The organism is Alcaligenes sp. SDU_A2 (genome assembly GCF_038237375.1).
Lineage (GTDB): Bacteria > Pseudomonadota > Gammaproteobacteria > Burkholderiales > Burkholderiaceae_B > Alcaligenes.
Window position 1 is genome coordinate 994,706 of sequence record NZ_CP151273.1, and the last position, 26,561, is coordinate 1,021,266.

Here is a 26,561-nt window from a genome sequence, read left to right on the forward strand (position 1 = left end):
ATGTCTGGAAACTTTCTGCGCAAGGCGCTTTTTGCCGCTGCGGTGGCAACCCCCCTGGCCTCCTTGTCCGTGCCCGCGCAGGCGGCCGACCAGGAGCCCCTGAAAATCGGTTTTGTCTATGTCAGTCCGATTGGCGAGGCAGGCTGGACCTGGCAGCAGGATATCGGTCGTCGTCAGATGGAAGAGGCCCTGAAAGGCCGTGTAGTGACTCAGTACGTGGAAAACGTGCCCGAAGGCGCGGATGCCGAACGCGTTATCCGCGATCTGGCCCAGCAAGGCAATAAGCTGATTTTCACGACTTCGTTCGGTTACATGAACCAGACGCAGAAAGTCGCCAAGCAGTTTCCCGATGTGAAGTTCGTGCATTCCACAGGCTACAAGACAGCGCCCAATGTGGCCACGACCAATGCCCGCTTCTACGAAGCGCGCTATCTGGCCGGCGTGCTGGCTGGCAAGATGACCAAATCCAATGTGGTCGGTTATGTGGGTGCCCACCCTATTCCTGAAGTGCTGCAAGGTATTAACGCTTTTGCCATCGGCATGCGCAGCGTCAACCCCCAGGCGCAGGTGCGCGTGGTCTGGGCCAACAGCTGGTACGATCCGGGCAAAGAGCGCGATGCCGCTGTCACGTTGCTGAGCCAAGGGGCTGACGTAGTGACCCACCATACGGATTCCACCGCCACGGTACAGGCTGCTGAAGAGGCTGGCAAGTACGCCATTGCCTACCATTCCGACATGCACAAATTCGGTCCCAAGGCCCAACTGGCTGCCGTTACCCACCACTGGGGCGATTACTTCACGGCCAAGGCCAAGGAAGTACTGGACGGTACCTGGAAGAACGACAGCACCTGGGGCGGCCTGAAGTCCGGCATGGCTGCGCTGGAAGGCTTCGGTCCCGAAGTGCCGGCCGACGTCAAAGAGCTGGTGCTGGCCAAGCAGGCCGAAATCATTGCCGGTACCTTGCAGCCATTTGCCGCGCCGCTCAAGGACAGTGACGGTAAGGTGCGTCTGGAATCGGGCTACCTGGATGACAATGCGTTGAACCGCATGGACTATTACGTGGAAGGCGTAGCCAGCAAGCTGCCCAAGCAGTAACACTGTGTGCTAGATGGCAACCGGCCCTGGGCTCAGTTGCTTCTTTTTTAAATCCCTGCCCGGCGTGGTCCGCGCAGGGATTTCTTTTATGCGTATCGCCGATGAGCAGGCTTGCGGACATACCGACCGCTTCATCAAGAGGGCTATTGTGCGCTGGAATCTGTAGCCGTTCGGCTTTGTGCAAAGCTTTTTTATGGCGGACAAGCAGGCCTGCCGTGGCCGGCCTGGATGACATCAAACGCGCATGGCTTCCACGGCTGGGTAGAAATCGCTGTTTTCCTGGCACATGCGCGCATGAAGCCGGCGCAGCACGGTGTTAGCGTCGCTGCGAAATAGTTCAGGCTGCTGAGCCACGGCTTGAGCGGTGTTCCAGCGGCGGGAGAAACCCAGGTACGAACTGGCCAGGGCTTGCATGTCATCCTGATAGGCCTGGCCCATGCGCGCTAGCTCGGCATTGCCGCTGCGTTGCAGGCTGGGGTAGAGCACTTTGTCCTCTACGGCCAGATGCATTTTGATGACCGAACTCAGTTCCACCACCTGGCGGGCAATGCATTCGGCATTCTGGCTGATTCCGGCATGCGCAAAGGTGCGCAGGGCGGCGATGCCAGCCAGAATCTGGACGTGCTGTTGCTTGAACGAGGAAAGATCCATGTGCTGTGTCCTTCTTGAAAAATAGGCGGCCTATAAAGTACGCGCATCGATGAAACGATTTGTAAGATGTATATTAAATATATCTTTGGGCGCGCACAAGCCGCCTGTCAGGGCGGCAAGAAGATCAGGTACGAGACGGGCGCTTGCGGGCCAGTCGGCGCGAGGCACGGACCCAGCGCAAGGTCAGGAGCACGGCGACGATGGACAGGCCGGTGACCAGGCCTATCCAGATGCCTATGCCGCCCATATCGGCCTGGAAGGCCAGCAGGGCACCGGTAGGCACGCCCAGCACCCAATAGCCGATCAGAGCCAGCAGCATGGGCGTGCGCGTGTCGTGCAGGCCACGCAGCATGCCGGCAGCCACGGCTTGGGCACCGTCGCTGAGCTGAAACAAGGCTGCCAGGGCCAGGAAGCTGATGGCCAGCGAAATCACGGCCTGATTGTCTGGTTCGTTCAACTCCAGGAACAGGCCGATCAGCGACAAGGGAGCGAACCAGAACACCAGGGCGGCCAGCCCCATGAAGCCTACGCCCAGCGCATAGGCAATCCATCCGGCCCGACGTGCGGCCAGCGGGTCCAGCCGTCCGGCGGACAGGCCCACGCGTATGGTGGCGACCTGGCTGAATCCGAGCGGAATCATGTAAGACACCGAACAGATCTGCATGGCAATGGCATGGGCCGCCAGTTCGGACTGTCCGATGACGCCCATCATCATGATGGCCGCGTAGAACACCAGGGTTTCTAGCGTAAAGGTAATGGCGATGGGAATGCCCAGCTTCCACATTTTCCAGAGCCGGGGAAGTTCCCAATGCCAGGCGCGATCAAAAAGGTAGTAGCGGCGGAAACGTGGGTCGCGCAGCACAACCACGCTGAGCCCGATAAACATGAACAGACTGGACAGTGTGGTGGCCAGCCCCGCACCTGCCAGCCCCATGGCCGGCATGCCCAGATTGCCAAAGACGAGCATCCAGCCCAGCAGGGCATTGATCCCGATGGCGGCGACCGCAATGGCCAAGGTCCAGGCGGGCTTTTCCATGGCGGCCAGAAAGGAGCGCAGCACAATGTAGCCCAGGTAGGGCAAGAGCGACCATTGCAGCGTATGCATATAGGTCACCGAGCGGGCCGCCACCGCCGGGTCTTGTTTCATCAGTATCAGAATATCCTGGGCATGCCAGAGAACTATCCAGGCTGGAATGGTGATCAGCAGCGCCGTCAGAAAACCGTGGCGGATGATTTGCTGGACTTCGCGCACATCGCGCAGGCGACGGCCTAGTGTGGTGGCCAGCATGGGGATCACCGCCGACACCAGGCCCATGCTGAAAATCATGAAGGCATGATATAGGCTGGCCGACAGCGAGCCGGCGGCCAATGCGTCCGAGCCCAGACGCCCCATGAAAATCAGGTTGGTGGTCAGGAGCGCGACCTGGGCCAGATTGGTCAGAATCAGCGGCGCGCCCAGGCGCAAAGAGGATTGCAATTCGGCCAGCCAGGCGTTTCCCTGGCTAGCAAGATGTCGAGGGGAATTCATGAATCAGGTTCGGCGGGGCAGGGACCAGGTACTGATGACTTGCGCGACCGGGGCACCGCCTTGGGCCGGTTCGAGCAGGACTTCACCGGCGCACAGACGGCCGGTTTTGTGGATGCGGGCATGCGCCAGGATGTCGCCTGGCGGCGCTTTGCGCAGGAAGTTGATGGTCAGGCTAGAGGTGACGGCGTCGGGGTTGCCGGTTGCGCCCACCACGGCGGCGTATAAAGCCAGATCGGCCAGGCCCATCAGCATGGGGCCGGCTACCATGCCCCCCAGACGCTGGTGGGCGCTGCGTTGAGGCAGACGTAAACACGCCGTGCCAAAACCAATGTCCACCACGTCTATATCCAGAACGGCGGCAAAGGGATGCAGGCGTTCGAGCAGATCGCGAAACTGCGCGATGTCGATCTTGGGCTCGGAGGCAGGCTGGACTGTGGGCATGATGTCGCCGATCGCAAAACGGCGTTGTAAAAGAAATGCACTGGCTGGTACTGTATCAGATAGCTTGCTTGGATGGGGCGGATAAGCCCATGCGGGTGCGTAGACTGGTTTTTTTCCGACACGTTGGCAAAGTGGGGGCAATGTCATGAAATTGAAAAAAACATGCCTGGGCATGGGGCTGGTGTTTTGGGCCTGCACAGTGTGGGCGCATGGGCATGATGCGCGTGTGCCTGCACCGCAGGCAGTCAACGGGCAATTGGTGGCCCAGAAGTGTTGGGTACGGCTGATGCCGGGGCGCACGCCGGCGGCGGCCTATCTGGAGTTGGAAAATCACGGTCAACAAACCGTCCGCTTGGCGGGGGCCAGCTCAAGCGCGTATGCGCGCGTGATGGTGCATCAATCCGGCGACAAAAATGGCATGAGCCACATGAGCCATGCCCAGGACATTGCGGTGCCCGCAGGCGGGCGGCTGTTGCTGCAGCCCGGTGGCTACCATGTCATGCTGGAAAAGCCAGTTAGCAGCCTGTCGGTGGGTGGGCAGATTGGTTTGAGTCTGCACCTGTCCGATGGCACCCAGGTCGCGACCCAGTGCGAGTTACGCGAACCCAAAACGCAGGCCTTCTGATCGGTTTGCTGCGTTGCGTCGAGCGAGTCTTTGGTGGGACTGTTGTAGGGTTTGTCGGCTAGAGCAGCAAAACGAGGGACAGTGCTTTGGCCAGGCGCGCTTTTTCTTGATTGGTGCTTTGCCTAGCTCCCGATAATGTCCAGCAGTGCCTGGTTAAAGGCTTTGGGGTTGGCAAGATTCATGCCGTGGGCAGCGTGCGGGATGGTCACCAGGCGATCTTCAGGGCGATGGCTGCGGATCAGATCCATGCAGTGGCGATAACGCGGTGGGCTGTCCTGTCCGGTCACAAATACCAAAGGGGCGTCCATCTTCTTTAGCCACTCCAACGCGGGCGTGGTGCCGGGTTCGGCTTGTTGTTCCAGCAGCGTGTGTGCATTGTCGCGCACCATGTCGCGAAACCAGCGCGTCATCTGTTTCCAAGTTCCTGAACCATTCACGGTGTCGACAAACAGGGCCATTGCCTGATCCGTGTCGCCGCTGTTCAGACGTTGGGCGACTTGGTCGAACAAGGGTGCGGACGAATAGGCTCCGGGCGTGGGAAAGCCGGGGTCGGCCAGTGTCAGGCTGGCAATGCGCTCAGGGGCTCGCTGGGCCAGTAGCAGAGCCACATGTCCACCGCGCGAATGGCCCAGCACATGCACTTTCTGTCGGGGGCTTAGCCGCGCCAGCAGTTCGTCCAGGTCAAGAGCATGTTGTTCTGGGTTGAAATGCGCCCCATCCGGCGTGCCGGGCCAATAAGAGCGTAAGCTGGGTGCCAGCACGCGATGCGTGCTCGATAGGGCAGGCAATTGCCAGCGCCAGTAGCGCCAGTCGCACAGAGAGCCGTGGATGAGCAGGACGGATTCGCCTTGGCCCTGATCGACCAAGGTGTGGTGGTAACCCTGGACCGGTACGTCCAGGGTGGGGATATCGGGAAAGTTCATGGTGATGTGGGCGCAGCCGGTTCAGGCGGTTCGGTCTGCACCAAGAAAAAGACCGGGCGTGCGCCCGGTCCAGACCGGCAGGCCAGCGGCCTGCCCAGGCACTACTCCAACAGTTTCAGGCGGCTGCGGGCCGTTTCCGCTGCTTCGGACTGCGGGTACTCTTTGACGATGCGTTGCAGGCTGGTTTTGGCGCTGGCCAGGTCGTTCAATTCGATCTGGCTTGACGCGACCACCATCAGGGCATCGGCGGCACGCGGGCTTTGGGGAGCCGCTTTTACGAAGGCCTGCAGTTTCTGGATCGAGGTCTTGAAGCTCTTGATGGCATACAGACTGCTGCCTTCGTAAAAGCGTACCTCGTCGGCCAGGACGCTGGACGGGTAGGCAGCCAGAAAGCCGGCAAATCCGTCGGCGGCTTGTTTGTATTGGCCGGCGCGGTAGGCGTCCATGGCGCTGTCGTACACGGCTTGCTCTTGCGGGTCGGCGGCTTGGGGCGCATCACCTTGGGCAGCGCCGCTGTCTTTACGCTGGTTGCTGGATTCCCAGTTCAGTTTTTCGACCTGGCCACGCAGGGTAACCACTTCGGAGCGCAGCGATTCGATCTGGTCGGCCAAGTGCAGACGCACTTGGGCATTCTGTTCGTTCATCTGCCGGATTTGCTGACGCAGCTCCAGAATGGCGCGCCTGGCTTCATCATCGGCAAAGGCCTGCGCTGGCAGCGAGGCAAGCAGGGCAGTTGCGGCCAACAAGGATGCGGTCGCGAGACGAAAAGGCTTTTTATAGGCGTTCATAGTGGATTCCGTACCAAATAAAAACGCCGCGGCGTAAAAAAACCGCCACGGCGTTGGAACAACTGGGTCGATGCAGATGATTATCGTTGGTAAACGATATCTGCGCGACGGTTTTCGGCGTAGTCGGCCTCGGTGTTACCCATGGCCTTTGGACGCTCTTTACCGAAGCTGACAGCTTCGACCTGGTTGGCGTTGACACCCAACAGACCCAGCATGCGGGCGACGGCGTCGGAGCGACGCTGACCCAGGGCCAGGTTGTACTCGGCACCGCCGCGCTCGTCGGTATTGCCTTCGATGCGGATGGTTTGCTGAGGATGGCTGCTCAGGTAGGACGCGTGCATTTCCACGACGCTGCGGTACTGGTCGGCGACCACGTAGCTGTCGTAGTCAAAGTACACCGAGCGCTGTTGCGCCAGTGGGCTTTGAGGATTGAACGGGTCCATGATTTGGCCTGCGCTGGCAGAGTCGGAACCTGTACCAGTAGAGCCGGAACCGGACTGATCCAGAGGGACCGAGCTGCAAGCAGCAAGGGCGGCGGCCATAGCGGCAAGGGTAAGACTTTTGAAAATGCGCGAGCTCATTTGAATTCCTTTTGAAAAAAGAGTCACACAGGATGTCAGTTGGTAAATGGTCCCCAGGTGGGTTCGCGTACTTTGCCATTCAGAGAGGAGAGGGTCTGACGAACGCGACCGTCCACAGATGTGACAGCTAGGACACTGCGGCCCCCCTGAACAGAACTATATAAGATCTGCATCCCATTAGGGGCAAAACTCGGAGACTGATCGTCGGGACCTGCCGTCAGCAACTGCTCTGATCCGTTTGCCATGTCTTGGATGGCAATGCGGAAAGCACCGTTTCTGCGTGTGACGTATACAAGGCTAGTACCGTCCGCAGAGACCTCCGGTGAAATATTGTAACTCCCGTTGAAGGTTATGCGTTGGGCATCGCCTCCACCCAGTCCGACTTTGTAAATATTGGGAGCGCCGCCACGGTCGCTGACAAACACAAGGGAGTTGCCATCGGGCGTAAAACTTGGTTCAGTGTCGATCAGCGGCGAACGCATGACGCGGCGCAAACCGGAGCCGTCGGCATTTAGCGTGTAAATCTGCGAAATTCCGTCCCTGGAGAGCACAACTGCCAGCTGATTGCCGTTTGGAGCCCATGCAGGGCTGCTGTTGTTGCCCTTGAAATTGGCCAGTGGCTCACGGTGTCCCGTGGCCAAAGTTTGCACATAAACCACAGGTTTATCGTTCTCGAAGCTGACATATGCCAGTTTCTTGCCGTCTGGAGACCAGGCTGGCGAGATGATTGAGTGTCGAGAACGCAACATTACCTGCGGATTTTGTCCGTCAGCGTCTGCAATTTGTAACTCATGACCGTTGCCTGTTTGCAACACATACGCCAATCGAGTGGAGAAAACGCCTCGCACGCCCGTAATTTTTTCATAAATGCGGTCGGCAATCTGGTGCGAAATCCGGCGCAATTCTTTCTCGCTGCCGGCAAATGCCACGCCATCGAGTTGGGTCTGGCGCACCGAATCCACCAGGCGATAGCTGATGGAGTACTGGCCGCCGGTCTGGTCGACCGAGCCGTAGGCCAGGTAGTCGGCACCCCGATTGCGCCATTCGTCGTAGGCGATGGTGCTTTCGGCATTCAGATTGGCGCCGGTGGCATTGACCAGTTGGAACTGGCCCGAGCGGGACAGGTCGGCGCGGATCACTTCGGCCAGCGACTGGGTGGCTGGATTGTTGGCGAAGTCGGCGATCGCGATCGGGTACTGGGTAGCACCCACACCGGACATGTCGACCCGCAGTTGGGCCTGGGCCGGCGAACTGGCGAACATTCCGGCGGCCATGGCGAACATTCCAGTGGCCACGGCTCGCCAATGACGGCGTACGGTCGCTATGGCTGGGGTAGCGGCGGTCATTATGCAATCTCCTGATTAATCGAACATGCGGTACTCCCCATCAATATACGATGGGTATTTGCCGCTGGGCGGTTTGGGGAAAGGGCTGCAACGGGCAAGTCCCTTGGATACGGCATCATCGAATTGGGCGATACCGGAAGAGCGTTTGATCTGTACCCGGCCCGGCGTGCCGTCCGGATTGAGGTCAACGCGATATTGAAGTGCTGGATTGCCGCGCACTTCGGAGCGCGCCGGCGTGTTGTAGATGACGCCGGGCTGCACGCAGGCGCGTACCTTGGCGGCATAACCGCCGTCGCCGCCACCACCGCCTGCCTGGTTGCGGTCGGCTGTGCCGCCTGGGCGGCCAGGCGCGCCTTCGCGCATGGCGCGGCGGAAAGCTTCTTCCTTGGCTTTGCGTTCGGCGTCGGCTTTGGCCTTGGCGGCCGCAGCCGCAGCCGCCTTGGCCTTGGCGTCGGCAGCGGCTTTCGCCTTGGCCTCGGCTTCGGCCTTTGCTTTGGCCTGCGCGTCGGCTTTGGCTTTTTCTTCGGCTTGAGCCTTGCGCTCAGCTTCTGCCTTGGCTTGCGCTTCGGCTTTTGCTTTGCGTTCTTGCTCCTGCTTTTCTTTCTGTTCGCGTTCACGCCGTTCGGCTGCCAGTTTCTCCTGGCGTTGCTTTTCCTGGCGTTCCTGCTCCAGGCGCTCTTCGCGTTCTTTCTGTTCGCGTTCTTTGCGCGCCTGCTCCAGGGCGATCTCGGGGTCGACCTCGGGCTGCGCTGGCGGTGTTACTTTAGGCGGCTCCGGAGGGGGAGGGGCGGGCTTGGGCGGCTCTGGCTCCGGCTGCGGCGTAGGGGGTTCCGGTTCCACGGCAGGCTCGGGCTCGGGCTGTGGTTCAGGCTCGGCTTCTGGAGCCTGGGGATCGGCATTGACGGCGGCGTCTGGCGCAACGCCATCCATCCACAGTTCGACCTGCACGGCATTGGGTGTTTTGGGCGCGGAAAACAGTAGGCCCGCCAGCATGGCGAGCAGCAACAGCCCGTGCAGACCCAGGGCGATCAGCAGGCCGCGCCTATCGTCCCGTTGCTCGGGAGTGCGATGTGCCGGATTGCGGGTATTGCGAGTTGTCTGCTTCATTCAGTTCAGGTCTTCGCGCCAGACGCGCGCAGCGCGTCTGGCCTGGTGTTATTTGCGATCGCTGGCGTCAGTGTTCTGGTCGACCAGCAGGCCCAGGCGGGTGATGCCATTGGAGCGCAGCTCGTCCATCAGTTCCATGACGGTCTCGTAGGGCACCTTGCCGTCTGCGGCAATGACGACCGGACTGTCCGGCTGCAGGCGCGAACGAACCTCGTTGAGCAGGGTGGACTTTTCGATGTCCATGAATTCGGAACCGGGTTCGCGCAGGCGTATGGCCACCTTGCCGTCCTTGTCCACCTGAATTTCCACCGGCTTGGCGGGCACATCCGATGCCTGTCCTACGGACGGCAGTTCGATCAGGCCAGGAGTGATCATGGGCGCGGTGACCATGAAGATCACCAGCAGCACCAGCATGACGTCGATGTAGGGGACGACGTTGATCTCGTTTTTCATGCGCCGGCCGGATCGGCCGGTGCTTCCACGCATCGATGGCATCAGTTCACCTGTCGCTGCAAGATGTTCAGGAATTCGTCGATGAAACTGTCGAAGCGGATCGAGACGCGATCCAGTTCGTTGGTGAAGCGGTTATAGGCCACGACGGCAGGAATGGCCGCGAACAGCCCGATGGCCGTGGCGATCAGGGCTTCGGCGATACCGGGGGCCACCGAGGCCAGCGTGGCTTGCTGCATGCCCGACAAGCCGATGAAGGCGTGCATGATCCCCCAAACAGTACCCAGCAGCCCGATATAGGGGCTGACCGAGCCGGCCGAGGCCAGAAAGTTCAGGTGGGTTTCCAGCGTATCCATTTCGCGCTGATAACTGGCGCGCATGGCGCGGCGCGGACCGTCCAGCAGGGCCATGCCATTGGTCTGGCTGCGGCGCGCTTTGATGAATTCGGTCATGCCGGCCTCGAAAATGCGGGCCAGGGCACCGTGCTCGGCGCGACGCGAGGCAATGGACTGTTGCAGCACGGCCAGGTCGCCGCCGGCCCAGAAGTCGTCCTCGAAGCGGCGGGTCTGTTCCAGCGTGCGCTTGAGAGCAGCGCGTTTGCTGAAAATATAGGCCCACGAAAGTATGGAGATGCCCAATAGAATCAGCATCACAAGCTGAACGGGGATGCTGGCATCGAGAAGTAGCGAAATCAGCGACAGGTCGCTAGAAGCTTGCATGGTCAGTCCTGAACCTTTTCCAAGAGTGTACGTAAGTCAGAGTCCAGCTTGCTTGGGCGCAGCGTGTTGGCGTCCACGCAAACAATTTGGATGGTGCTGTGGCATAACAGTTCCCCGTCCAGCCAGGCGCGCTGTTCGAAATCGATGGTGGCCGCCCCGATACGGGTAATGCGGCTGCGCACCGAGAGCAAATCATCCAGCCGGGCAGGTCTGCAGTATTGTATTTCAACCTTCTTGACTACGAACAGGCGTTGAATCTGCTCGGCGACATCAGATTGATGGACTCCCAGGGAGCGCAGCCATTCCGTTCGGGCGCGTTCAAAGAACTTCAGGTAGTTGGCGTAGTACACAATGCCGCCCGCATCGGTGTCTTCGTAATATACGCGAATATCGAGACGGGACTCGGAGCCCCAGTTGTCAGTAAGCATGTCGTTGGTAAGCGAGTTTGTGCCGGACGGGTGCCGGCACCCGTCCGAAAGAGATACTTATAGAGCGGCCAGGCGTTCGGTCGCGGCCCGGGCGATATCGGCTACCGGCACTTGGGTGCTGGCCGGGTCGCGGCGGGCTTGCAGCTCGACCATGCCCTCCTTGAGCCCACGGTCGCCGATAGTGACGCGCAAAGGCACGCCGATCAGCTCCCAGTCGGCAAACATGATACCGGGCCGGGCATCGCGATCGTCAAGAATGACGTCCACGCCCTGGTCTTTCAGTTGGGTGTACAGCTCCAGGGCCGCCTGACGCACGGCTTCGCTCTTGGTAAAGCCGATCGGGCAGATGACCACCTCGAACGGTGCCAGCGCGCGTGGCCAGATAATGCCGCGTTCGTCGTGGTTCTGTTCGATAGCGGCGGCGGCAATGCGGCTGACGCCGATGCCGTAGCAACCCATCTGCATCAATGCGGGTTTACCATCGGTTTCCAAAAAGGTGGCTTGCAGCTTGCGCGAGTAGGTATCGCCCAGGAAGAAGACGTGGCCAACTTCGATGCCGCGCTGGATGGCCAGGGTGCCGCCTTCGGGAGCCGGATCGCCGGCCACGACGTTGCGCAGGTCCGCTTTGACGGGTTCGGGCAGGTCGCGGCCCCAGTTCACGCCCGTGTAATGAAAGCCTTCCTCGTTGGCCCCGCAGATGAAATCGCTCATGTTGGCCACCGTCAGGTCGGCGATCAGTTGCACGGGCTGGCGGGTGCCTATGGGCCCCAAATAGCCAGGCTTGCAGCCGAAGGCCGCCACAATTTCTTCTTCAGTGGCCAGACGGTGCCCCTGCTCGAAGCCGGGCAGCTTGGATACCTTGATGTCATTGACCTCGTGATCGCCGCGCACCAGCAGCAGATACACCGTGGTCGTGGTGCGATCTTCTTCTTGCACATCGGTGGCCAGGACAACGGATTTGACGGTGGCGGCCAGATCGCGGCCTAGCTGTGCGGCAACCAGCTCGCACTTGGGGGCATCGGGCGTGGCGGTCTTGATCAGGCCTTCGGTCGGGGCGGCACGCTCGGCCAGCAGGCAGGGGGCGTCGGCCAGCTCGATGTTGGCGGCGTAGTCGGAGTCGGGGTTGTAGACGATCAAATCTTCGCCGGTATCGGCAATGACCTGAAATTCGTGGCTGCGCGAGCCGCCGATGGAACCGGTATCCGCTGCTACGGCCCGGAAAGTCAGGCCCAGGCGCTGGAAGATGCGCATATAGGCGTCGTACATGGTGTCGTAGCTGGCCTGGGCAGCCTCGGCGCTGCGGTCAAAGGAATACGCATCCTTCATGGTGAACTCGCGCCCGCGCATCAAGCCGAAACGGGGGCGTCGCTCGTCGCGGAACTTCGTTTGAATGTGATAGAAGTTCACGGGCAACTGGCGCCAGCTGTGGATTTCGTTGCGGGCGATGTCGGTAATGACCTCTTCGGAGGTGGGCTGCAAGACAAAGTCGCGCTGATGGCGATCTTTGATGCGCAGCAGTTCGTCGCCGTATTTTTCCCAGCGACCCGATTCGACCCAAAGCTCGGCCGGTTGGACTACGGGCATCAGCAATTCGATGGCACCGGCGCGGTTCATTTCTTCGCGGATGATGGTTTCGATCTTGCGCAGCACCCGCAGGCCCATAGGCATATAGGTATAGATACCGCCGGCGGCTTTGCGGATCATGCCGGCCCGTGTCATGAGCTGGTGGCTGGCGACCTCGGCTTCGGTGGGCGCTTCTTTCAGGGTATTGATGTGATACTGGCTAGCATGCATGGTAGGGAACTCGTCAGGTACGTATAATCAGTTGTAATTGTATTGAATTCGCATAGAGGTGGCCTATGTTAGATCGTGAAGGCTACCGTCCTAATGTCGGAATTATCCTCGTTAATCGCAAAAATGAGGTTTTTTGGGGCAAGCGTATCCGGGAACATGCCTGGCAGTTCCCGCAAGGCGGTATCAAATACGGTGAAACACCCGTGCAGGCGATGTACCGCGAATTGCACGAAGAGGTCGGCTTGCTGCCAGAACATATCCGCATATTGGGCCGGACGCGAGATTGGCTTCGCTATAACGTACCTAATAATTTTGTGCGCAGGGATGCGCGTGGTCATTACAAAGGTCAAAAACAGATCTGGTTTCTGCTGCGGCTGGTTGGGCGCGACAGCGATGTCTGCCTGCGCGCGTCCGACACACCGGAGTTCGACGCCTGGCGCTGGAGCCAGTACTGGGTGCCGCTGGATTCGGTGATCGAGTTCAAGCGGGACGTCTATAAGCAGGCCCTGAACGAGCTGTCGGATATTCTTTTCCGCCGTCGTCAGGAAAACCGCTATCTGCGTCAGCGTTTGCAGAATGCAGCCGGCTCCGAGCCATTGGACAGCAGGGACCATGCGCATATTACTGGTTGAAGACGAGCGCGAAATGGCCGCCTGGCTGGAACGCGCGCTGGCGCAAAGCGGCTTTTTGCCTGATCCGGCGCATGATGCCCGTACTGCTCAGGCGCTGCTGGAGGGCAACGAGTACGATGCCGTCGTCATGGATCTGCGCTTGCCGGACAAGCATGGTTTGGTGCTGCTGCGCGAAATGCGCGATCGCGGCGACCAGACGCCGGTACTGATCCTGACGGCCCAGGGGGCTTTGCAAGATCGCGTACGCGGTCTGAATCTGGGGGCGGACGATTTCCTGACCAAGCCTTTTGCGCTCGAAGAGCTGGAAGCCCGTCTGGCGGCGCTGGTGCGGCGCAGCCGTGGCCGGGTCGCGCCGGCCCTGGCCTGCGGCTCCCTGGAATACAACCCGGAAAGTCGCGCCTTTTCCTTGGACGGTGCCATTGTGCATCTGACGCCGCGCGAACATGCCGCGCTGCTGGCGCTGATCAGCCGCAGCGGCATGCCGGTGGAAAAATCTCAATTGTTTGCCCGCGTGTTCGAGCACGACAGTGAAGCCAGTCCTGATGCCATCGAAGTGGTGCTGCATCGCCTGCGTAAAAAGCTGGCCAACAGCGATGTGCATATCGTTACCGTGCGCGGCCTGGGCTATATGCTGGAAGTGGTCGAGACGGAACCCGACGTTTCATGACGGCCCCCAGCACTTCCTCGCCCGGACTCTGGCAGGGCGGCCTGCGGTTCTGGCTGCTGGTCTTATTGATTCCTGGCGTGGTGGCCTTGTTGCTGTATGACAGCTGGGAAGACGACCGCGCCATGAATGCGGTCACGGAAAACGTATACGACAGCGCCTTGCTGGAACCGGCCAAGGTGCTGGAGACCAGCGTGGAGTTCAATGCTGATGGCAGTTTGCGTATAGACCCGCCTTTCTATGCGCAGGTCATGCTGGAATCGCGGCCGGGCAATCGCAAGTATTTCCGTGTCGAAGAAGTTACGCCGCTGGTGCGCAATCTGGGCGGTGCCGATGCCTTGCAACTGAAAGGGCGCACGATGCTGGGCATGGAAGGCTTGCCGCGCCCTGAACGTCTGGCCGACCACGAAGGGGTGCCGGTGTTCTACGACGCTTTCTTTCGCAACGATACCGTGCGCATGGTGGCTTTGTGGCGTGATCTGCATTACAAAGGCATGCACCGTCAGGTGCTGGTCATTGTGGGCGAAAGCATGGATCTGCGCCTGCGTACCCAGCAGCAAGCCTGGCGCGAGGGGATTTTCCGCAATCTGCGCATGGTGGTCCTGGCCGTTCTGATGGTGTGGTTTGCCGTGGCCTGGGCCCTGCGCCCTTTACAGGTATTGCGCCAGGAAGTGCGCAGCCGCAGTGTGGACGACCTGCGCCCATTGGACGAACGCGACGTGCCCCGCGAAGTGGTGCCGCTGGTGCGTTCGATCAATCACCACATCGAGCTTTACCAAGCTGTGCTGGAGCGCCAGGCGCGGTTTCTGGCCGATGCGTCCCATCAGTTGCGTACCCCGCTGGCTATCATCCATACACAAGCGCAATATGCGCGCCGCGAACCGGATATCGAACGCGTGCGCGAGTCCCTGGGTGCCATTATCAAGCAACTGGGGCAGGCAACCCGGCTGACTGAGCAGCTGCTGGCCCTGGCGCATGCCAGTCACCATACATCTATGGCGCAGGGGCAGGTGGATCTGGCCAGCCTGGGACGGGAAGCGGTGCTGCAGTATTTGCCGCTGGCGCGCGAGCGGCGGCAAGATCTGGGCTGGATCGCGCCAGGCGAAGACGGCGGCCAGGCTCCGGTCTGGGTCTATGCCAGTGATGTGGAAGTGCACGAATCGCTGGCCAATCTTATACACAATGCCATCAATCATGCCGGTAGCGGGGCATCCATTACCGTGTCTGCCGGTTATGACGAGCAGCAGGCCTGGGTCAGCGTGACCGACAACGGCATGGGGCTGGCGGCCAGTCTGCGGGAAAGCGTTTTCGTGCGCTTTGACCGGGGTGGGCCGTCCCGCAAAGGCGGGCGCGGTTCCGGGTCCGGCCTGGGCCTGGCCATTGCTCTGGCGTATGCCGAGCGCAATGGCGGCACGATAGTTCTGACGGACGGCGAACCTAACGAGATAGGCGGCTATGGCCTTAAAGCGACCTTGCGCTTGCCGCGCTATCGGCCTGCGACACAACCGGACTTGCCGGGTAAATCCGGGTCATGAACGGGCCAGCGGCCTGAACAGGCTGGAGATGTCCAGATCCAGCCCGCCCTGGCTGGCGATGGCCTCAAGCTGCTGCTGGACCAGTGTGGTGCCGGGGAGTTGGGCTCCGTTGCGCAGTGCCTCGTCCTGAACCAGGCCCAGGTCTTTCAGCATCCAGTTCACGGTAAAGCCGGGTTTGAAATCGCGCGCCAGCATGGTGGGGCCTTTGGTTTCCATCTGCCAGCTGCGTGCCGCTCCTTTCGTCAAGACGGCCAGCACTTGTTCCATATCCAGTCCGGCCCGTTCGCCGAAGGCCATGGCTTCGGCCAACCCTTGCAGCAGACCGACCACGGCGATCTGGTTCACCATTTTGCACAACTGCCCGGAACCCAGGGGACCCATATAGGTGCTGGCCTGCGCATAAGCCTGCATCAGCGGGCGTGCGCGTTCCACATCCTGCTCCCGGCCCCCGCACATAATGCTTAACATGCCTTTCTGCGCGCCGGCCTGCCCGCCCGAAATAGGGGCATCCACAAAGGCGACCTGCGCCTGGGCCGCGAACGTCCCCAATTCGCGCGCGACTTGCGCCGAGGCCGTCGTGTGGTCCACGAACAGCGCGCCTGCCTGCATGCCGGCCAGTGCGCCATCTGGGCCCAGGAAGACGGCGCGCAAATCATCGTCATTGCCCACGCAAGCCATGACGATATCGGCCTGCGCCGCCGCCAGGGCAGGCGTGGGGGCGGACTGGCCCTGGAACTGTGCGCACCATTGCCGTGCTTTTTCCGGGTTGCGGTTATACACAGTAACGTGATGGCCTGCCTGGGCCAGATGGCCGGCCATCGGGTAGCCCATCACGCCCAGCCCCAGGAAGGCGACCCGTTGGGGAGTTGTGCGGTCGTGGGTTTTGGGCTGTATGGACGTGTGCATGATGGTATCCCTGATCGTTGTGTAATAAAGGTTCAAACAGCAAGCTTAGCGCAGCTAGTGCGGATAAAAAAAAGGTTCTTCGAAGAACTCCAGGAGCCAATTTACCAAGTCGATGAGGAACTGGCTTTTTGAAGACGCTGTTCAAGGCGCAGCACGCTCGGACAGGGCTGATGGCTTGCCGGCGCTGTGCGCCGGTGCCCTGGTCGGGGCGCATGGTCGGGCGCGTCGTTAACTCCGGCGGGCTGCTCGCCCCCCAGGCGAGCAGCAAGCGCCGCCGTCAAACAGAACGACGCTTGCTTCCCGTCCCCGCGCCCCGCCTGCGGCAAGCCATCCGACCTGCCCTGTCCGAGCGTGCTGCGCCTTGAATGGCTCAAAACACCGATGACATCGCTCCGGCCATACGCCTTCATGCCAAACAGGAAATTCTGCGGATGACTGATACTTTGTACGGCGTACGCATACGTCCCGCCATTTTGGCCAAGCACTGCGGTGCTGTTCTCGCCAGGCCCGCTAGGGTCGGTCTGGCGAGAACCCGAGGATCTCTACGCTTGGCCCAAACGGCCCGCCCAATCCAAAGGAATCCCCGGTATTTAGCGAAGAAGCAAAAAAAATCCCCCGTCTGTTGCCGGACGGGGGAGTGGGCGGTACCTTTGCCGTTCAGGCGCGGGTTCAGTCCTCTTCGATGAAGGTTTCTTCTCGTTTTTTCTTGACGGCCGGCAGGGCAACGATGACGACCAGCAAGGCAGCCAGCACCAGCAGCGACATCGACAGCGGCCGGGTCACGAAGGTGGTGTAGTCACCGCGGGACAGCAGCAGGGCGCGGCGGAAGTTTTCTTCCATCATGGGGCCAAGCACCAGGCCCAGCAGCAAAGGGGCTCCTTCGCAGCGCAGCTTGGACCAGATATAGCCGATCAGACCGAAGATGGCGGTGACCCAGATGTCGAACACGTTGTAGTTCAGGGAATACACGCCGACCGTGCAGAACACCAGAATGGCTGGAAACAGCAGGCGGTAAGGCACTTTCAACAGTTTTACCCACAATCCCACCAGCGGCAGGTTCAGGATAACCAGCATCAGGTTGCCGATCCACATCGAGGCGATCAAGCCCCAGAACAGCTCGGGGTGGCTGGTCATGACCTGCGGGCCGGGCTGAATGTTGTGGATGGTCATGGCACCGATCATCAGGGCGGTCACGGCATTGCCGGGAATGCCCAGGGTCAGCAGCGGGATGAAGGATGTCTGGGCCGCCGCGTTGTTGGCCGATTCAGGGCCAGCCAGGCCGGCGGGGTGGCCTTTGCCAAAGCGCTCGGGGTTCTTCGATATCTTCTTTTCCAGTGTGTAAGAGGCGAAGGACGACAGCACGGCACCGCCACCAGGCAAAATGCCCAGGCAGGAGCCCATGACGGTACCACGTACGGCGGCAGGCCAGGCTTCTTTGAATTCCTGCTTGTTGGGATACAGCGAGCCGACCTTGTCGGTGATTTCCACACGCTGGTCGCGCAGCTCCAGGTTGTTCATGATTTCAGAGAAACCAAATACACCCATGGCGACCACGGCGAAGTCGATGCCGTCTTGCAGTTCGGGGATGCCAAAGTCGTAGCGGGCAACGCCGGAGTTCACGTCCGTGCCCACCATGCCCAGCAGCAGGCCCAGCAGAATCATGCAGATGGCCTTGGGCAGCGAGCCCGAGGCCAGTACGACTGCGCCCACCAAGCCAAGCACCATCAGCGAGAAATACTCCGCCGGTCCGAACTTGAAGGCGACTTCGGCCAGCGGCGGTGCGAAACCGGCCAGCAAAATGGTGGCAAAGCAGCCCGCAAAGAACGAACCCAGGGCAGCAATAGCCAGGGCCGCGCCGGCTCGGCCATTGCGCGCCATCTGGTGGCCGTCCAGCACAGTGACCACGGCTGACGTTTCTCCGGGTAGCGCCACCAGAATGGCGGTGGTCGAGCCACCGTATTGTGCGCCGTAATAAATACCGGCCAACATGATCAGGCCGGCCACCGGAGGCAGCACATAGGTAATGGGCAGCAGCATGGCAATGGTTGGCACGGGGCCGATGCCGGGCAGCACGCCGATCAGGGTGCCCAGCAGGCAGCCTAGCAAGGCATAAGCCAGGTTTTCGGGCGTAACCGCAACCGAGAAACCCAGAACGAGGTGATCAATAAGTTCCATGTCCGTTTACTCCGCGTTCATGCCAGAAAGGTGGGCCACAGGGGGAACACCAATCCCAGGCCTTTGATGAAAGCCAGGTAGACGAACCCAACCAGGAAAATGGCGGCACCCAGCGCGACAGGCCAACTGAATTCGTGGCTGGCGAAACTGCTCAGTATGACCAGCATGAAGATGGACACATAGACGCCCAAGAAATTAAGGGCTGCGCCGCACAGCAGGACCGAGCCGATGATGACGATGGCGATCTTCCAGTCGAATTTCTCGATCTCGGTTTGTTCGGCCTTTGGGGACAGGGCTCCCAGGGCAACAATGGCACCGAGCAGGCTTAGGCACACGCCCAGCCAGAACGGGAAGTAGCCGGGGCCCATGCGGGCGGCCGTGCCCATGGAATAGCTGGTCGCTCCCAAGGCAAAGCCGGCACCCAGCACCACAAACATGACGCCGGACCAGAAGTCCTGTTTATTTCTGATTTGCATAGGGTGGATTCTCCTTGTTCTCGGTAAACATGATGTATCTCATTTCCTGTGTCTGTGTTCTATGGTGGAGTCCCGCTTTACTCCCCTGGGTAATGCTGGCTCCGATCTGCAGGGGTGAGGCATGGTAATAGAGGGGGCAGGGACTGGAAACCCCGGCTAGCCCTAAGTTTTTAGGGGTTTTCCCGCAAAATTCCCGAATCTAGGGGTTTTTAGGAACAATGGGCGCTGATAATTAGGTGCCTTGAAAGAAACTTGAAAGGTAATGGAAAGAAGGGTGAAAGGTTATGATTGGTATGAAATTCCCCTACCCAGTAACGCCGCCTATGGTTTACGATAACGCCCATGTTGCAAGATCTTGATTTTCTCGCTGACCGCATCGGTCAACTGGTTGAACAGTCGCGCCAGCTGCAGGCTGAGCGCGCTGCTTTGTTGGCGCGCCTGAAGAATCAGGACGCCGAACTGGACGCATTGCGCCAGCAAAATCAACGTCAGAAAGACGAGTTTGAGTCCTTGTCTTCCGGCGTGGCGACGCATCAGCGCCAACTGGATCAGATGCAGTCGCAGGCCCAGGCCGAACAACGCGAACTCAAGGTATTGCTGGAACAGGAACAGGCGCGTGTCCAGGCGTTGCGCCGCGAGCTCGATAGCGCTCAGGCAGGTCTTGGCGTTATGCGCGAAGTGGCTGAACAGGCTCGTCATCAGGTCGGTTCGATTCTTATGCGACTGCCCGGCGCTGTACAGGAGTAAGTCATGGAACGAGTCGATATTTCCCTGCTGGGCCGAGACTATTCTCTGGCGTGCCCTACACCCGAAAAAGCCAAGCTCCTCGATGCCGTCAAGCTGGTTGATCAGCGCATGCAATCGATCAAAGGGTCGGGGCGTGTTTCAGGCAACGAACGTATTGCCGTCATGGCGGCCATCCAGATCGCCAGCGAGCTTTTATCCGCTAAGGCACCGGATGGTCCGCTTGCTAATGTTGCTTTTGGCGATTTCAAGCGTAAAATTGAAGACATGCACGGATTGATAGACCAATTGCTAGGTCCTTCTTCCACGCCGCGCTAGCCCCAATTTTGAAGGCGGCTTGCTTCGTTAACGATCCGCAAGCCGTTTTTCATACCAGTAAGTCCCTGCCGTGTTCGTGACTTGACCATACATTCCTTGAACCAATGCTTATGGCACTCAGGTTGTTGGATTGGCCAGTAGGAGCGCTCATCCTCGTCGATGAACCCGAAGCTGGCCTGATGACAGCCGATCTTGGACCTCCGGTTCCAGGATGCCGGTCTAGACGGCAACGGTGGGGCAATTGCAAAAAAGCCCGCTCTCGAATCGAGAGCGGGCTTTTTCTTGTCTGGTGGCCAGGGGCAGAAATCAGTTCTGTCTGGCCGGGTGGCGGCTGCTGAACAAAAATAGAACGATGCCGGCTGCAATCATGGGGATTGACAGCCATTGGCCCATAGATAGGCCGGCGCTGAGCAGGCCCAGGAATTGGTCCGGTTCGCGCGTGTATTCCACGCCGAAACGAAAAACACCGTAGCCGATCAAAAACAGAGCGCTGGCCTGGCCCACAGGGCGGGGGCGGCGCGTGAACCACCAGAGCAGCGCAAACAGGACGATACCTTCCAGCGCCATTTCGTAGAGCTGTGACGGATGGCGGGCAGTGGCGTCGACTTGCGGGAACACCATGGCCCACGGCACATCGCTGGGGCGTCCCCATAGTTCGCCATTGATGAAATTACCCAGGCGTCCCACCATCAGTCCAAGCGGAATCAGGGGAGCCAGAAAGTCGCCGACTTCCAGAAAGCGGCGTTGGCGCGAACGGGCGAACAGGGCAATGGCCACTAGCACGCCGATCAAGCCGCCATGAAAGGACATGCCACCTGTCCACACATATAGGATTTCCAGTGGGTGGGACAGGTAATAGGAAGGTTGATAAAACAGGGTGTATCCCAGCCTTCCGCCAAGCACCACCCCAAAGACGCAGTAAAAGATCAGATCTTCCAGGTCTTTGCGGCTTAGAACGGTCTGGCCGGCGCGGATGCGGGCGCTGCCGGCCAGCCACACCAGGCCGAAGCCGATCAGATACATCAGCCCATACCAGTGGATCGCGACAGGACCGATTTGTATGGCGACAGGATCAAACTGCGGGTGTATTAACATGCTTGCCCATTCCAGAGGTGAATGTCAGATAATAACGCGAATGCCGCGCCTTGCCGGGGGCGGCTAAATTGTAAGGGAAGGATGATGACGCGCCTTGCTTGCAGGACATCCTGTTTACTATTGGTAGTGCTTTGTGTGCTGGCCGGCTTTAATCCAGCGGCAAAGGCTGATACGGTATCTATCCAGACCCTGTTGCAGACACAATGTTTGTCCTGCCATCAGATGGACAGAAAAAGGGTCGGTCCTCCGTTCATGGATGTCGCCCGGCGGTATGCGCAGGGCGATAGAGCCGCTGCCCAGCGCTATTTGGAAAAGCAGATCCGCCAGGGCAGTCGAGGCAACTGGGGGGCCATCCCCATGCCGGCCCAAAACAGGGTTAACGCCGAGCAGGCGCGGGCCATAGCGGCCTGGCTGCTGAATCTGACTGATACGTCAACGAAGGAGTCTCCATGAAAGAAACAGCCGTATTGGGCGGTGGGTGTTTTTGGTGTACCGAAGGAGTGTTTCAGGCACTGCGCGGGGTGCAGTCCGTTGTGCCGGGTTACTGTGGCGGCCACGTGGACGAGCCTACATACGAGCAGGTGTGCGGCAAGCAGACCGGGCATATCGAGGTGGTGCGCGTGGAGTTCGATCCAGCGGTCATTTCCTTCCGGGATCTGCTGCACGTGTTTTTCCTGACACACGACCCCACCACGTTGGATCGTCAGGGGGCGGATGTGGGACCGCAGTATGCATCGGCCATTTTTTGTCAGAACGACGAACAGCGTCGCATCGCGTTCGAAGTTATCGACAGTCTGCAGAGCGAATTTGATCAGCCCATTGTTACGCATGTGCTGGACAGTTCCACGTTCTGGCCTGCCGAGACCTATCACCATAATTACTTTGCCCGCAATCCCGAGCAAGGTTATTGCCAGATGGTCATTGCGCCCAAGCTCAGCAAGTTCCGCCAGCGCTTTCAGGCGTTGCTGGTTTAAGTCTTTTTTGCAGGCGCGGGCAGTCGGTCAACTGCCCGCGCTGGTCAGGTAACGCCGGTATAGCGGTGAACCCGGCAGGGTCAGGCGGGCCATTGCGCCGACGACCAGCAAGGTCAGTGCAATGCGGCCGGCGACCACCACCCAGAAATTGGCCCCCAGGGCCATGATCAGCAAGGTGTCCTCGATCAGGGAGTGGCACAGCGATAGCCAGGACAAGGCCAGTAATCGGGTGCGCGGACTGTAGTTCTGTTGTCGGGACTCGTCGATGATCAGGGCCCCGCCATAGCTCAGCCCCAGCAGTACGCCGACTGTCGTGGTGGGGGCGACGCGCTCTTCCAGTCCGGAAAATCGCAGCAGGGGCAACAGCAGCCGGGTCAGCAGCCGGGTAACGCCGATTTTTTCCAATATAGATAGAGCAAGCAGCAAGCCCAGAATAATCAGCCAGGTCATCAGCAGCGAACCGGCTGTACCCAGCAGCCAGTCCGTCCAGCCTTCCCAGCCGCCTTGGGTAGAGCTGGCTTGACCATAAAGCCAAGACAGCGAGATGGGTTCTTGCAACAGACCGGCAGCGGGTAGCAACCAGGCCAGCAGGGCGGCATAGAGCAGAGCGCAGCCCAAGCGTAGAAGGGCAGTCAACCAGAAGCTGGCTCCTGCCTTGCGGACAATGGCTTGTTCCATAGGCAGATTGTGGGCAAGCAGCATCATGCTGCCCAGAATGCTGACTTGGGCGGCATTCAGGCTCAGGGTGTCTCCTAGTGCCGCCATCGAGCCTATGCCTGCATAAATGCCGGCCAAGGCCGTTGTTGCCCAGACAATGCCTGCTTCGGGGGGCAAACCCACCCAGGCCATGACAGGGCCGATGAAACGACCGGCCATCTCGACCAGCCCCAGTTGTGCCGCAATACGCACGCCTATCATGATAGGCAGCATGATGCGGGCGACCGTATAGAACATGCGCAGGCTGCGCAGCAACAGGGTGTAGAGATAATGGGCCATGGGACGAGCAAGCAAAGAAGGTGCAACGATGCTAGCACAGTAGCCGGTCCGTTTCCCGGACTGGTGGTATGGGTGCGCACACCCGGTAATTTCAGTGCTTGCTGCTTGCCCGGCCCGGGCGCATTGACCTGCCTTGCGGGGCGGATCAATGCGTTGTGTGCCGCGTGGTGGTTTATCGACCGGAGCAGTGTCCGCCGCTGGCGGCCTGCCCGCTGCCCAGCGCGATGGGCGGGGGTTCGGGGGTGTAAGGACGTGGTTGCAGGCTGTCCATGACGATCAGCAGCACCACGAGCAACCAGAATGTGCTGGTGATCAATCTAAAGGTAGTCTTGTTCATGGTACGCCTTTAGGGGTTGAGACGATGCCGGATGCGGACACCGATAATAGACCCGGCAAACGCCAGCGCAAACCAGATCCAGCCATGCAGGCTTGCCGATGCGATGCCACCCAGGAAAGCGCCGACATTGCAGCCGAAGGCCATGCGTGCGCTGTACCCCATGATCAAACCCGCCACGGCCCCCACCCAGAGCGTGCGCGCGGCAGGAGCCTTGAACTGGACGGGGTGGTGCCAGCGGGATGCTGCCATTGCGCCCAGGATCAGTCCGAAATTGGTCACGGAAGTTACATCGGCCAGCACAGGTTCGGCCAGACGTTGCGCATGTGGGGCGGCACCCCAGAAGGCATCCCCGACAGGGGACCATCCCAGTGCGGCGAATACTTTGGCTCCCCATAGGCCTATGCCATAGACAATGCCCCAGGGTTGGCCGGCTACGATCATATGAATTAAATACAGCAAGGCCAGCAGCAAAGCTCCCATCCACCAGCGCATGGCCCATTTGGCTGGCGTTGCGCCGGTTTCCGCTTGATGGCGACGGGCACCCCGGCCCACCAGCCAGGCCACAGCGCCGCAAGCGGCTATTGTCAGAAGCAGGGCAAGGGGCCAGCCTAGCTCTTGGTTAAGGTCTACCGCCGGCAGGCCGCCCAGGTTGATCCAGGCGGGTTGATGCGAAGCCCCTAGAAAACTGCCAATGGCAAATGCCGGCAGCACGGCAAACGAAATCGGTGCGCCTGCGCCGGCTTTGTACAGCGTGCCGGAACCGCAGCCATCGGCCAATTGCATAGCGCCGCCAAATAAAAAAGCGCCCAGCACCAGGCTGATGGTCAGGGGGGCCACGGCACCGACCAGTTCGCCGCCGCCACGGGCAATCAACGGCAGTGTCAATGCGGCAGCCAATGCCAACAGCAACATCTGTGCCCAGATGCCTTGGGGATCGCGGCGCTCTATATAGTTACGCCAGCCAGTGGTGAAGCCAAAACGAGCGCCTTGCAATACCGCGCCAAAGCCTATGCCAAGGATGGCCAGCAGTCCTTGCCGCAAGCCTGCCACCACAGTAACGCCCAGAATCAGTGCCAGCCCAGCCAGCACAAATCCGGATCGAGTCAAAAAAAGCATAATCAGAAACCTAAAAGATCGGCGGACCGGAATCAGTTGACAGCCCGCAGCGTATCCAGCTTCAGGGCCTTGAAGCGGGAGGGTTGGTTATCCATAGGCAAATCACTGCGGCTCCACTCAACCACCGATTCCGGGTAAAGCCGCACATTAGGATTGCCGGCGATCTCGGACAGCACGAACCAGTTGGTTGACGCCCAGTGGCCGGTATTGCAGAAGGAGATGGTGGGCTTGTTATCCAGCCCTTGTGCTTTCACCAGCTTTACGATTTCGTTCTTGTCTTTCAGCGTAGGCTTGTCGCTATTGAAGAAGGTGTTGAAGTCCAGTTCGCGCGCTCCTGGCAGCGTGCCATAGCGGGCAGCGGCATCAACGCGTTGTTCGCCTTGAAAGAACGGGGTCGGGCGGGCGTCCAGTAGAACGGGGGGCTGCCCGGACTGGATGTAACTGGCGACCTCTTGCGTGCTGGCGACCATATCTTGCCGGTATGTATAGTTGAATTGAGTCGGTGTAATGGCAGGCGTGTCTTTGCTAAGAGCGTGCCCTTGTGCCTGCCATGCCTGTAGACCGCCATCCAGGATAGATAATTGGGTCAGTCCGCCTGCCTTCAGTGTCCAGTACACACGGGCAGCCGCGCCGAAGTCTGTCGGGTTGGCACCGGCATAGGTCACGACCACATAGCTGTCCTTGCTGATGCCCGCCTTGCTGAACAGCGCGGATAGCTCGGCTTCCGAACGCAGGGCACCGGCATTATCGGCTGGGCCGCGAAAAGCGCCGTAAGGCGTATTGACGGCACCGGGTACATGGCCCGCGGCGTATTCCTCGGGTGAGCGTATATCCAGAATACGCAAGGCGGGGTCATTCAGGTGGCTTGCCAGATCGCGTGGAAAAATCAGGGCTTGTCCAGTAGAGCTTTGGTCTGCGGATGCGGCTGCGCCAGTCTGGGCCGCGGCAGGACTCAAGGCCAACGGGCTGAATGCCAGGGCCAGAGAAACGACAATAGGCTTGATCATTATTACTCTCGATAGTAAGCAGGGGCTGGCCCCAGATGTTTGATGCTTAAAGACTATGGTAATAAAGAGGGCCTGGATGAATAACAACGATTTGGGGATTAGCTTATTTCCTTCAGGATTAAATGATTGCCTACCGAGGACAAACGCGGACTTCCTACACCCTCTATATATAGAGAGTAGGTAGGTAGGTAGGTAGGTAGGTAGGTAGGTAGGTAGGTAGGTAGGTAGGTAGGTAGGTAGGTAGGTAGGTAGGTAGGTAGGTAGGTAGGTAGGTAGGTAGGTAGGTAGGTAGGTAGGTAGGTAGGTAGGTAGGTAGGTAGGTAGGTAGGTAGGTGCGCAGGATGAGGGGTGAGTAGTCGGTTTGTTTGAATTAAATTTTTACATTCATATAAATCATTATGTATCAATGGGTTGGTGTTATTCCCATATGCTCCACCCAGAAATGCAGTGGAAAAATAGAGATATGTCTTGCTATTTAGGAAAACACCGTGCTATAGTTTCTTTCTTGCTGCAGCGAACAGGGTTTTCCCGAAGCGGTACAGCAAGCGGTTAGTTCGATTTCACCGCCTTGGCTCAATGGCCCGCACCGAAGTCTGAATCAATCGGCAGAAAATAAAGCTTGCATGATTTCAGTTTTTCATGTTAAAGTTCTAAATTCTGCAAACGAGATTGCAAAGTTAAGTTTTTAGCGATGTCTTAAAATTTACCTTTGTAGCTTGTGAAGTTAAGCAGTACGGAATCAGATGGCTTCATCCGGTTCTGGTTCAAGCGGGAACAAGTTTGATCGGTTTAGGTTCTACCCAAAACGCTCAAACGAACTTCAAAAAAACGCTTGACACACTGCGAAAAACGCTTCATAATCTCGTTTTTCTGCTGCTGAAACAGCAAGGCACGAAACGCCACACAGCGTAACGCGCCGGCCGAATCAGCCAGTAGAACGACAGGCAACTGTCACTGCTCTTTAACAATTAACAGCCGATAAGTGTGGGCGCTTGGAATGAGCGGGCCGAATCCTTCGGGAATCGCCACAAGTTTGTATCAAGTGCTCACAGACGAAAAATGAAGTTTTTACCTTGTGTAAACTCTGAATTTTTCTTTGAGACACAATCG

At 59.3% G+C, this 26,561-nt stretch carries 30 protein-coding genes and 1 other RNA gene; 11 read left to right on the top strand and 20 right to left on the bottom strand.

The genetic code is table 11. The features are described from left to right. Positions 1 to 1,095, top strand: a complete 1,095-nt coding sequence (locus AADW57_RS04555) for a BMP family ABC transporter substrate-binding protein (RefSeq protein WP_341668870.1) — start codon at positions 1 to 3, stop codon at positions 1,093 to 1,095. Between the two features lie 234 nt (positions 1,096 to 1,329). Here AADW57_RS04555 and AADW57_RS04560 read toward each other — a convergent pair whose 3' ends face one another. The 3 genes from AADW57_RS04560 to AADW57_RS04570 all read right to left on the bottom strand — a co-directional run bounded on the left by AADW57_RS04560 (position 1,330) and on the right by AADW57_RS04570 (position 3,715). After that, the gene (locus AADW57_RS04560) at positions 1,330 to 1,746 is read right to left on the bottom strand and encodes a hemerythrin domain-containing protein (protein ID WP_341668871.1); all 417 of its coding nucleotides are present in this window, start codon (positions 1,744 to 1,746) and stop codon (positions 1,330 to 1,332) included. Positions 1,747 to 1,870: 124 nt separating this feature from the next. Then, the gene (locus tag AADW57_RS04565) at positions 1,871 to 3,274 is read right to left on the bottom strand and encodes an MATE family efflux transporter (RefSeq protein ID WP_341668872.1); all 1,404 of its coding nucleotides are present in this window, start codon (positions 3,272 to 3,274) and stop codon (positions 1,871 to 1,873) included. A gap of 3 nt (positions 3,275 to 3,277) precedes the next feature. Beyond that, positions 3,278 to 3,715, bottom strand: coding sequence for a PaaI family thioesterase (locus tag AADW57_RS04570; RefSeq protein ID WP_341668873.1), 438 nt, complete (start codon positions 3,713 to 3,715; stop codon positions 3,278 to 3,280). 145 nt (positions 3,716 to 3,860) lie between these two features. On the opposite strand from AADW57_RS04570, the gene AADW57_RS04575 reads away from it, so the two are divergent. Beyond that, complete coding sequence (locus AADW57_RS04575; RefSeq protein ID WP_341668874.1) at positions 3,861 to 4,340, top strand: copper chaperone PCu(A)C; 480 nt, start codon at positions 3,861 to 3,863, stop codon at positions 4,338 to 4,340. Between the two features lie 122 nt (positions 4,341 to 4,462). Here AADW57_RS04575 and AADW57_RS04580 read toward each other — a convergent pair whose 3' ends face one another. The 9 genes from AADW57_RS04580 to AADW57_RS04620 form a co-directional block, all read right to left on the bottom strand. Then, the gene (locus tag AADW57_RS04580; protein WP_341668875.1) at positions 4,463 to 5,263 is read right to left on the bottom strand and encodes an alpha/beta fold hydrolase; all 801 of its coding nucleotides are present in this window, start codon (positions 5,261 to 5,263) and stop codon (positions 4,463 to 4,465) included. Positions 5,264 to 5,364: 101 nt separating this feature from the next. Further along, the gene (ybgF, locus tag AADW57_RS04585) at positions 5,365 to 6,051 is read right to left on the bottom strand and encodes a tol-pal system protein YbgF (RefSeq protein ID WP_341668876.1); all 687 of its coding nucleotides are present in this window, start codon (positions 6,049 to 6,051) and stop codon (positions 5,365 to 5,367) included. A gap of 80 nt (positions 6,052 to 6,131) precedes the next feature. Then, entirely contained in the window at positions 6,132 to 6,632 is a 501-nt protein-coding gene (gene pal / locus AADW57_RS04590; protein WP_341668877.1) for a peptidoglycan-associated lipoprotein Pal, read from the bottom strand. Between the two features lie 35 nt (positions 6,633 to 6,667). Continuing rightward, entirely contained in the window at positions 6,668 to 7,978 is a 1,311-nt protein-coding gene (gene tolB, locus AADW57_RS04595; protein ID WP_445819180.1) for a Tol-Pal system beta propeller repeat protein TolB, read from the bottom strand. A gap of 15 nt (positions 7,979 to 7,993) precedes the next feature. After that, a complete protein-coding gene (gene tolA / locus AADW57_RS04600) occupies positions 7,994 to 9,085 on the bottom strand; it encodes a cell envelope integrity protein TolA (RefSeq protein ID WP_341668878.1) in 1,092 nt (363 codons plus the stop codon). Positions 9,086 to 9,133: 48 nt separating this feature from the next. Further along, on the bottom strand, positions 9,134 to 9,580 hold the full coding sequence (gene tolR, locus AADW57_RS04605; protein WP_341668879.1) for a protein TolR: 447 nt from the start codon (positions 9,578 to 9,580) through the stop codon (positions 9,134 to 9,136). Then, positions 9,580 to 10,254 (bottom strand): protein TolQ, encoded by a 675-nt coding sequence (tolQ, locus tag AADW57_RS04610; RefSeq protein ID WP_341668880.1) that lies wholly within the window; start codon positions 10,252 to 10,254, stop codon positions 9,580 to 9,582. Before tolQ ends, tolR begins: the two co-directional genes overlap by 1 nt. Positions 10,255 to 10,256: 2 nt before the next feature. Continuing rightward, the gene (gene ybgC / locus AADW57_RS04615) at positions 10,257 to 10,682 is read right to left on the bottom strand and encodes a tol-pal system-associated acyl-CoA thioesterase (RefSeq protein WP_341668882.1); all 426 of its coding nucleotides are present in this window, start codon (positions 10,680 to 10,682) and stop codon (positions 10,257 to 10,259) included. Between the two features lie 57 nt (positions 10,683 to 10,739). Beyond that, complete coding sequence (locus AADW57_RS04620; protein ID WP_341668884.1) at positions 10,740 to 12,476, bottom strand: proline--tRNA ligase; 1,737 nt, start codon at positions 12,474 to 12,476, stop codon at positions 10,740 to 10,742. Between the two features lie 65 nt (positions 12,477 to 12,541). On the opposite strand from AADW57_RS04620, the gene AADW57_RS04625 reads away from it, so the two are divergent. From AADW57_RS04625 to AADW57_RS04635, 3 genes are read left to right on the top strand one after another with little or no spacing between them, the layout of a single operon-like run. After that, on the top strand, positions 12,542 to 13,108 hold the full coding sequence (locus AADW57_RS04625) for an RNA pyrophosphohydrolase (RefSeq protein ID WP_341668885.1): 567 nt from the start codon (positions 12,542 to 12,544) through the stop codon (positions 13,106 to 13,108). Further along, positions 13,089 to 13,775 carry a response regulator gene (locus tag AADW57_RS04630; protein WP_341668886.1) on the top strand — a complete coding sequence of 229 codons (687 nt, stop codon included), beginning with the start codon at positions 13,089 to 13,091 and terminating at the stop codon, positions 13,773 to 13,775. Before AADW57_RS04625 ends, AADW57_RS04630 begins: the two co-directional genes overlap by 20 nt. Continuing rightward, complete coding sequence (locus AADW57_RS04635; RefSeq protein WP_341668887.1) at positions 13,772 to 15,307, top strand: sensor histidine kinase; 1,536 nt, start codon at positions 13,772 to 13,774, stop codon at positions 15,305 to 15,307. Before AADW57_RS04630 ends, AADW57_RS04635 begins: the two co-directional genes overlap by 4 nt. Here the strand turns inward: AADW57_RS04635 and AADW57_RS04640 are convergent. Then, positions 15,302 to 16,213, bottom strand: a complete 912-nt coding sequence (locus tag AADW57_RS04640) for an NAD(P)-dependent oxidoreductase (protein WP_341668888.1) — start codon at positions 16,211 to 16,213, stop codon at positions 15,302 to 15,304. The two genes, AADW57_RS04635 and AADW57_RS04640, sit on opposite strands and share 6 nt — an antisense overlap. Positions 16,214 to 16,341: 128 nt before the next feature. On the opposite strand from AADW57_RS04640, the gene AADW57_RS04645 reads away from it, so the two are divergent. Continuing rightward, entirely contained in the window at positions 16,342 to 16,578 is a 237-nt protein-coding gene (locus tag AADW57_RS04645) for a hypothetical protein (RefSeq protein ID WP_341668889.1), read from the top strand. A gap of 304 nt (positions 16,579 to 16,882) precedes the next feature. Here AADW57_RS04645 and AADW57_RS04650 read toward each other — a convergent pair whose 3' ends face one another. Then, on the bottom strand, positions 16,883 to 18,388 hold the full coding sequence (locus AADW57_RS04650; protein WP_341668890.1) for a tripartite tricarboxylate transporter permease: 1,506 nt from the start codon (positions 18,386 to 18,388) through the stop codon (positions 16,883 to 16,885). 17 nt (positions 18,389 to 18,405) lie between these two features. After that, a complete protein-coding gene (locus AADW57_RS04655) occupies positions 18,406 to 18,864 on the bottom strand; it encodes a tripartite tricarboxylate transporter TctB family protein (protein ID WP_341668891.1) in 459 nt (152 codons plus the stop codon). Positions 18,865 to 19,206: 342 nt separating this feature from the next. On the opposite strand from AADW57_RS04655, the gene AADW57_RS04660 reads away from it, so the two are divergent. The 3 genes from AADW57_RS04660 (at position 19,207) to ssrS (ending at position 20,169) form a co-directional block, all read left to right on the top strand. Next, a complete protein-coding gene (locus tag AADW57_RS04660) occupies positions 19,207 to 19,611 on the top strand; it encodes a hypothetical protein (protein WP_341668892.1) in 405 nt (134 codons plus the stop codon). A gap of 3 nt (positions 19,612 to 19,614) precedes the next feature. After that, positions 19,615 to 19,926 (top strand): cell division protein ZapA, encoded by a 312-nt coding sequence (locus AADW57_RS04665; RefSeq protein ID WP_341668893.1) that lies wholly within the window; start codon positions 19,615 to 19,617, stop codon positions 19,924 to 19,926. A 59-nt stretch (positions 19,927 to 19,985) separates the two neighbouring features. Beyond that, a non-coding RNA gene (gene ssrS, locus AADW57_RS04670) (6S RNA) lies at positions 19,986 to 20,169 on the top strand. A 63-nt stretch (positions 20,170 to 20,232) separates the two neighbouring features. Here the strand turns inward: ssrS and lgt are convergent. Beyond that, positions 20,233 to 21,021: a prolipoprotein diacylglyceryl transferase gene (gene lgt / locus AADW57_RS04675; protein WP_341668894.1), complete on the bottom strand. Its 789-nt coding sequence runs from the start codon at positions 21,019 to 21,021 to the stop codon at positions 20,233 to 20,235. Between the two features lie 84 nt (positions 21,022 to 21,105). On the opposite strand from lgt, the gene AADW57_RS04680 reads away from it, so the two are divergent. Then, positions 21,106 to 21,474: a c-type cytochrome gene (locus AADW57_RS04680; protein WP_341669659.1), complete on the top strand. Its 369-nt coding sequence runs from the start codon at positions 21,106 to 21,108 to the stop codon at positions 21,472 to 21,474. Then, a complete protein-coding gene (gene msrA / locus AADW57_RS04685) occupies positions 21,471 to 21,995 on the top strand; it encodes a peptide-methionine (S)-S-oxide reductase MsrA (RefSeq protein WP_341668895.1) in 525 nt (174 codons plus the stop codon). Before AADW57_RS04680 ends, msrA begins: the two co-directional genes overlap by 4 nt. A gap of 27 nt (positions 21,996 to 22,022) precedes the next feature. Here msrA and AADW57_RS04690 read toward each other — a convergent pair whose 3' ends face one another. From AADW57_RS04690 to AADW57_RS04705, 4 genes are all read right to left on the bottom strand, one after another. Continuing rightward, positions 22,023 to 22,991, bottom strand: a complete 969-nt coding sequence (locus tag AADW57_RS04690) for a nucleoside recognition domain-containing protein (protein ID WP_341668896.1) — start codon at positions 22,989 to 22,991, stop codon at positions 22,023 to 22,025. Positions 22,992 to 23,163: 172 nt separating this feature from the next. Beyond that, positions 23,164 to 23,328, bottom strand: a complete 165-nt coding sequence (locus AADW57_RS04695) for a hypothetical protein (RefSeq protein ID WP_341668897.1) — start codon at positions 23,326 to 23,328, stop codon at positions 23,164 to 23,166. 9 nt (positions 23,329 to 23,337) lie between these two features. Continuing rightward, on the bottom strand, positions 23,338 to 24,444 hold the full coding sequence (locus AADW57_RS04700) for a YeeE/YedE family protein (protein WP_341668898.1): 1,107 nt from the start codon (positions 24,442 to 24,444) through the stop codon (positions 23,338 to 23,340). A 32-nt stretch (positions 24,445 to 24,476) separates the two neighbouring features. Continuing rightward, complete coding sequence (locus AADW57_RS04705) at positions 24,477 to 25,451, bottom strand: sulfurtransferase (RefSeq protein ID WP_341668899.1); 975 nt, start codon at positions 25,449 to 25,451, stop codon at positions 24,477 to 24,479. Positions 25,452 to 26,561 lie beyond the last annotated feature (1,110 nt).

Coding starts and splice junctions, on each gene's coding strand:
- AADW57_RS04555 (WP_341668870.1), top strand. CDS start 1: ATGTCTGGAAACTTTCTGCGCAAGGCGCTTTTTGCCGCTGCGGTGGCA.
- AADW57_RS04560 (WP_341668871.1), bottom strand. CDS start 1,746: ATGGATCTTTCCTCGTTCAAGCAACAGCACGTCCAGATTCTGGCTGGC.
- AADW57_RS04565 (WP_341668872.1), bottom strand. CDS start 3,274: ATGAATTCCCCTCGACATCTTGCTAGCCAGGGAAACGCCTGGCTGGCC.
- AADW57_RS04570 (WP_341668873.1), bottom strand. CDS start 3,715: ATGCCCACAGTCCAGCCTGCCTCCGAGCCCAAGATCGACATCGCGCAG.
- AADW57_RS04575 (WP_341668874.1), top strand. CDS start 3,861: ATGAAATTGAAAAAAACATGCCTGGGCATGGGGCTGGTGTTTTGGGCC.
- AADW57_RS04580 (WP_341668875.1), bottom strand. CDS start 5,263: ATGAACTTTCCCGATATCCCCACCCTGGACGTACCGGTCCAGGGTTAC.
- ybgF (WP_341668876.1), bottom strand. CDS start 6,051: ATGAACGCCTATAAAAAGCCTTTTCGTCTCGCGACCGCATCCTTGTTG.
- pal (WP_341668877.1), bottom strand. CDS start 6,632: ATGAGCTCGCGCATTTTCAAAAGTCTTACCCTTGCCGCTATGGCCGCC.
- tolB (WP_445819180.1), bottom strand. CDS start 7,978: ATGACCGCCGCTACCCCAGCCATAGCGACCGTACGCCGTCATTGGCGA.
- tolA (WP_341668878.1), bottom strand. CDS start 9,085: ATGAAGCAGACAACTCGCAATACCCGCAATCCGGCACATCGCACTCCC.
- tolR (WP_341668879.1), bottom strand. CDS start 9,580: ATGCCATCGATGCGTGGAAGCACCGGCCGATCCGGCCGGCGCATGAAA.
- tolQ (WP_341668880.1), bottom strand. CDS start 10,254: ATGCAAGCTTCTAGCGACCTGTCGCTGATTTCGCTACTTCTCGATGCC.
- ybgC (WP_341668882.1), bottom strand. CDS start 10,682: ATGCTTACTGACAACTGGGGCTCCGAGTCCCGTCTCGATATTCGCGTA.
- AADW57_RS04620 (WP_341668884.1), bottom strand. CDS start 12,476: ATGCATGCTAGCCAGTATCACATCAATACCCTGAAAGAAGCGCCCACC.
- AADW57_RS04625 (WP_341668885.1), top strand. CDS start 12,542: ATGTTAGATCGTGAAGGCTACCGTCCTAATGTCGGAATTATCCTCGTT.
- AADW57_RS04630 (WP_341668886.1), top strand. CDS start 13,089: ATGCGCATATTACTGGTTGAAGACGAGCGCGAAATGGCCGCCTGGCTG.
- AADW57_RS04635 (WP_341668887.1), top strand. CDS start 13,772: ATGACGGCCCCCAGCACTTCCTCGCCCGGACTCTGGCAGGGCGGCCTG.
- AADW57_RS04640 (WP_341668888.1), bottom strand. CDS start 16,213: ATGCACACGTCCATACAGCCCAAAACCCACGACCGCACAACTCCCCAA.
- AADW57_RS04650 (WP_341668890.1), bottom strand. CDS start 18,388: ATGGAACTTATTGATCACCTCGTTCTGGGTTTCTCGGTTGCGGTTACG.
- AADW57_RS04655 (WP_341668891.1), bottom strand. CDS start 18,864: ATGCAAATCAGAAATAAACAGGACTTCTGGTCCGGCGTCATGTTTGTG.
- AADW57_RS04660 (WP_341668892.1), top strand. CDS start 19,207: ATGTTGCAAGATCTTGATTTTCTCGCTGACCGCATCGGTCAACTGGTT.
- AADW57_RS04665 (WP_341668893.1), top strand. CDS start 19,615: ATGGAACGAGTCGATATTTCCCTGCTGGGCCGAGACTATTCTCTGGCG.
- lgt (WP_341668894.1), bottom strand. CDS start 21,021: ATGTTAATACACCCGCAGTTTGATCCTGTCGCCATACAAATCGGTCCT.
- AADW57_RS04680 (WP_341669659.1), top strand. CDS start 21,106: ATGACGCGCCTTGCTTGCAGGACATCCTGTTTACTATTGGTAGTGCTT.
- msrA (WP_341668895.1), top strand. CDS start 21,471: ATGAAAGAAACAGCCGTATTGGGCGGTGGGTGTTTTTGGTGTACCGAA.
- AADW57_RS04690 (WP_341668896.1), bottom strand. CDS start 22,991: ATGGCCCATTATCTCTACACCCTGTTGCTGCGCAGCCTGCGCATGTTC.
- AADW57_RS04695 (WP_341668897.1), bottom strand. CDS start 23,328: ATGAACAAGACTACCTTTAGATTGATCACCAGCACATTCTGGTTGCTC.
- AADW57_RS04700 (WP_341668898.1), bottom strand. CDS start 24,444: ATGCTTTTTTTGACTCGATCCGGATTTGTGCTGGCTGGGCTGGCACTG.
- AADW57_RS04705 (WP_341668899.1), bottom strand. CDS start 25,451: ATGATCAAGCCTATTGTCGTTTCTCTGGCCCTGGCATTCAGCCCGTTG.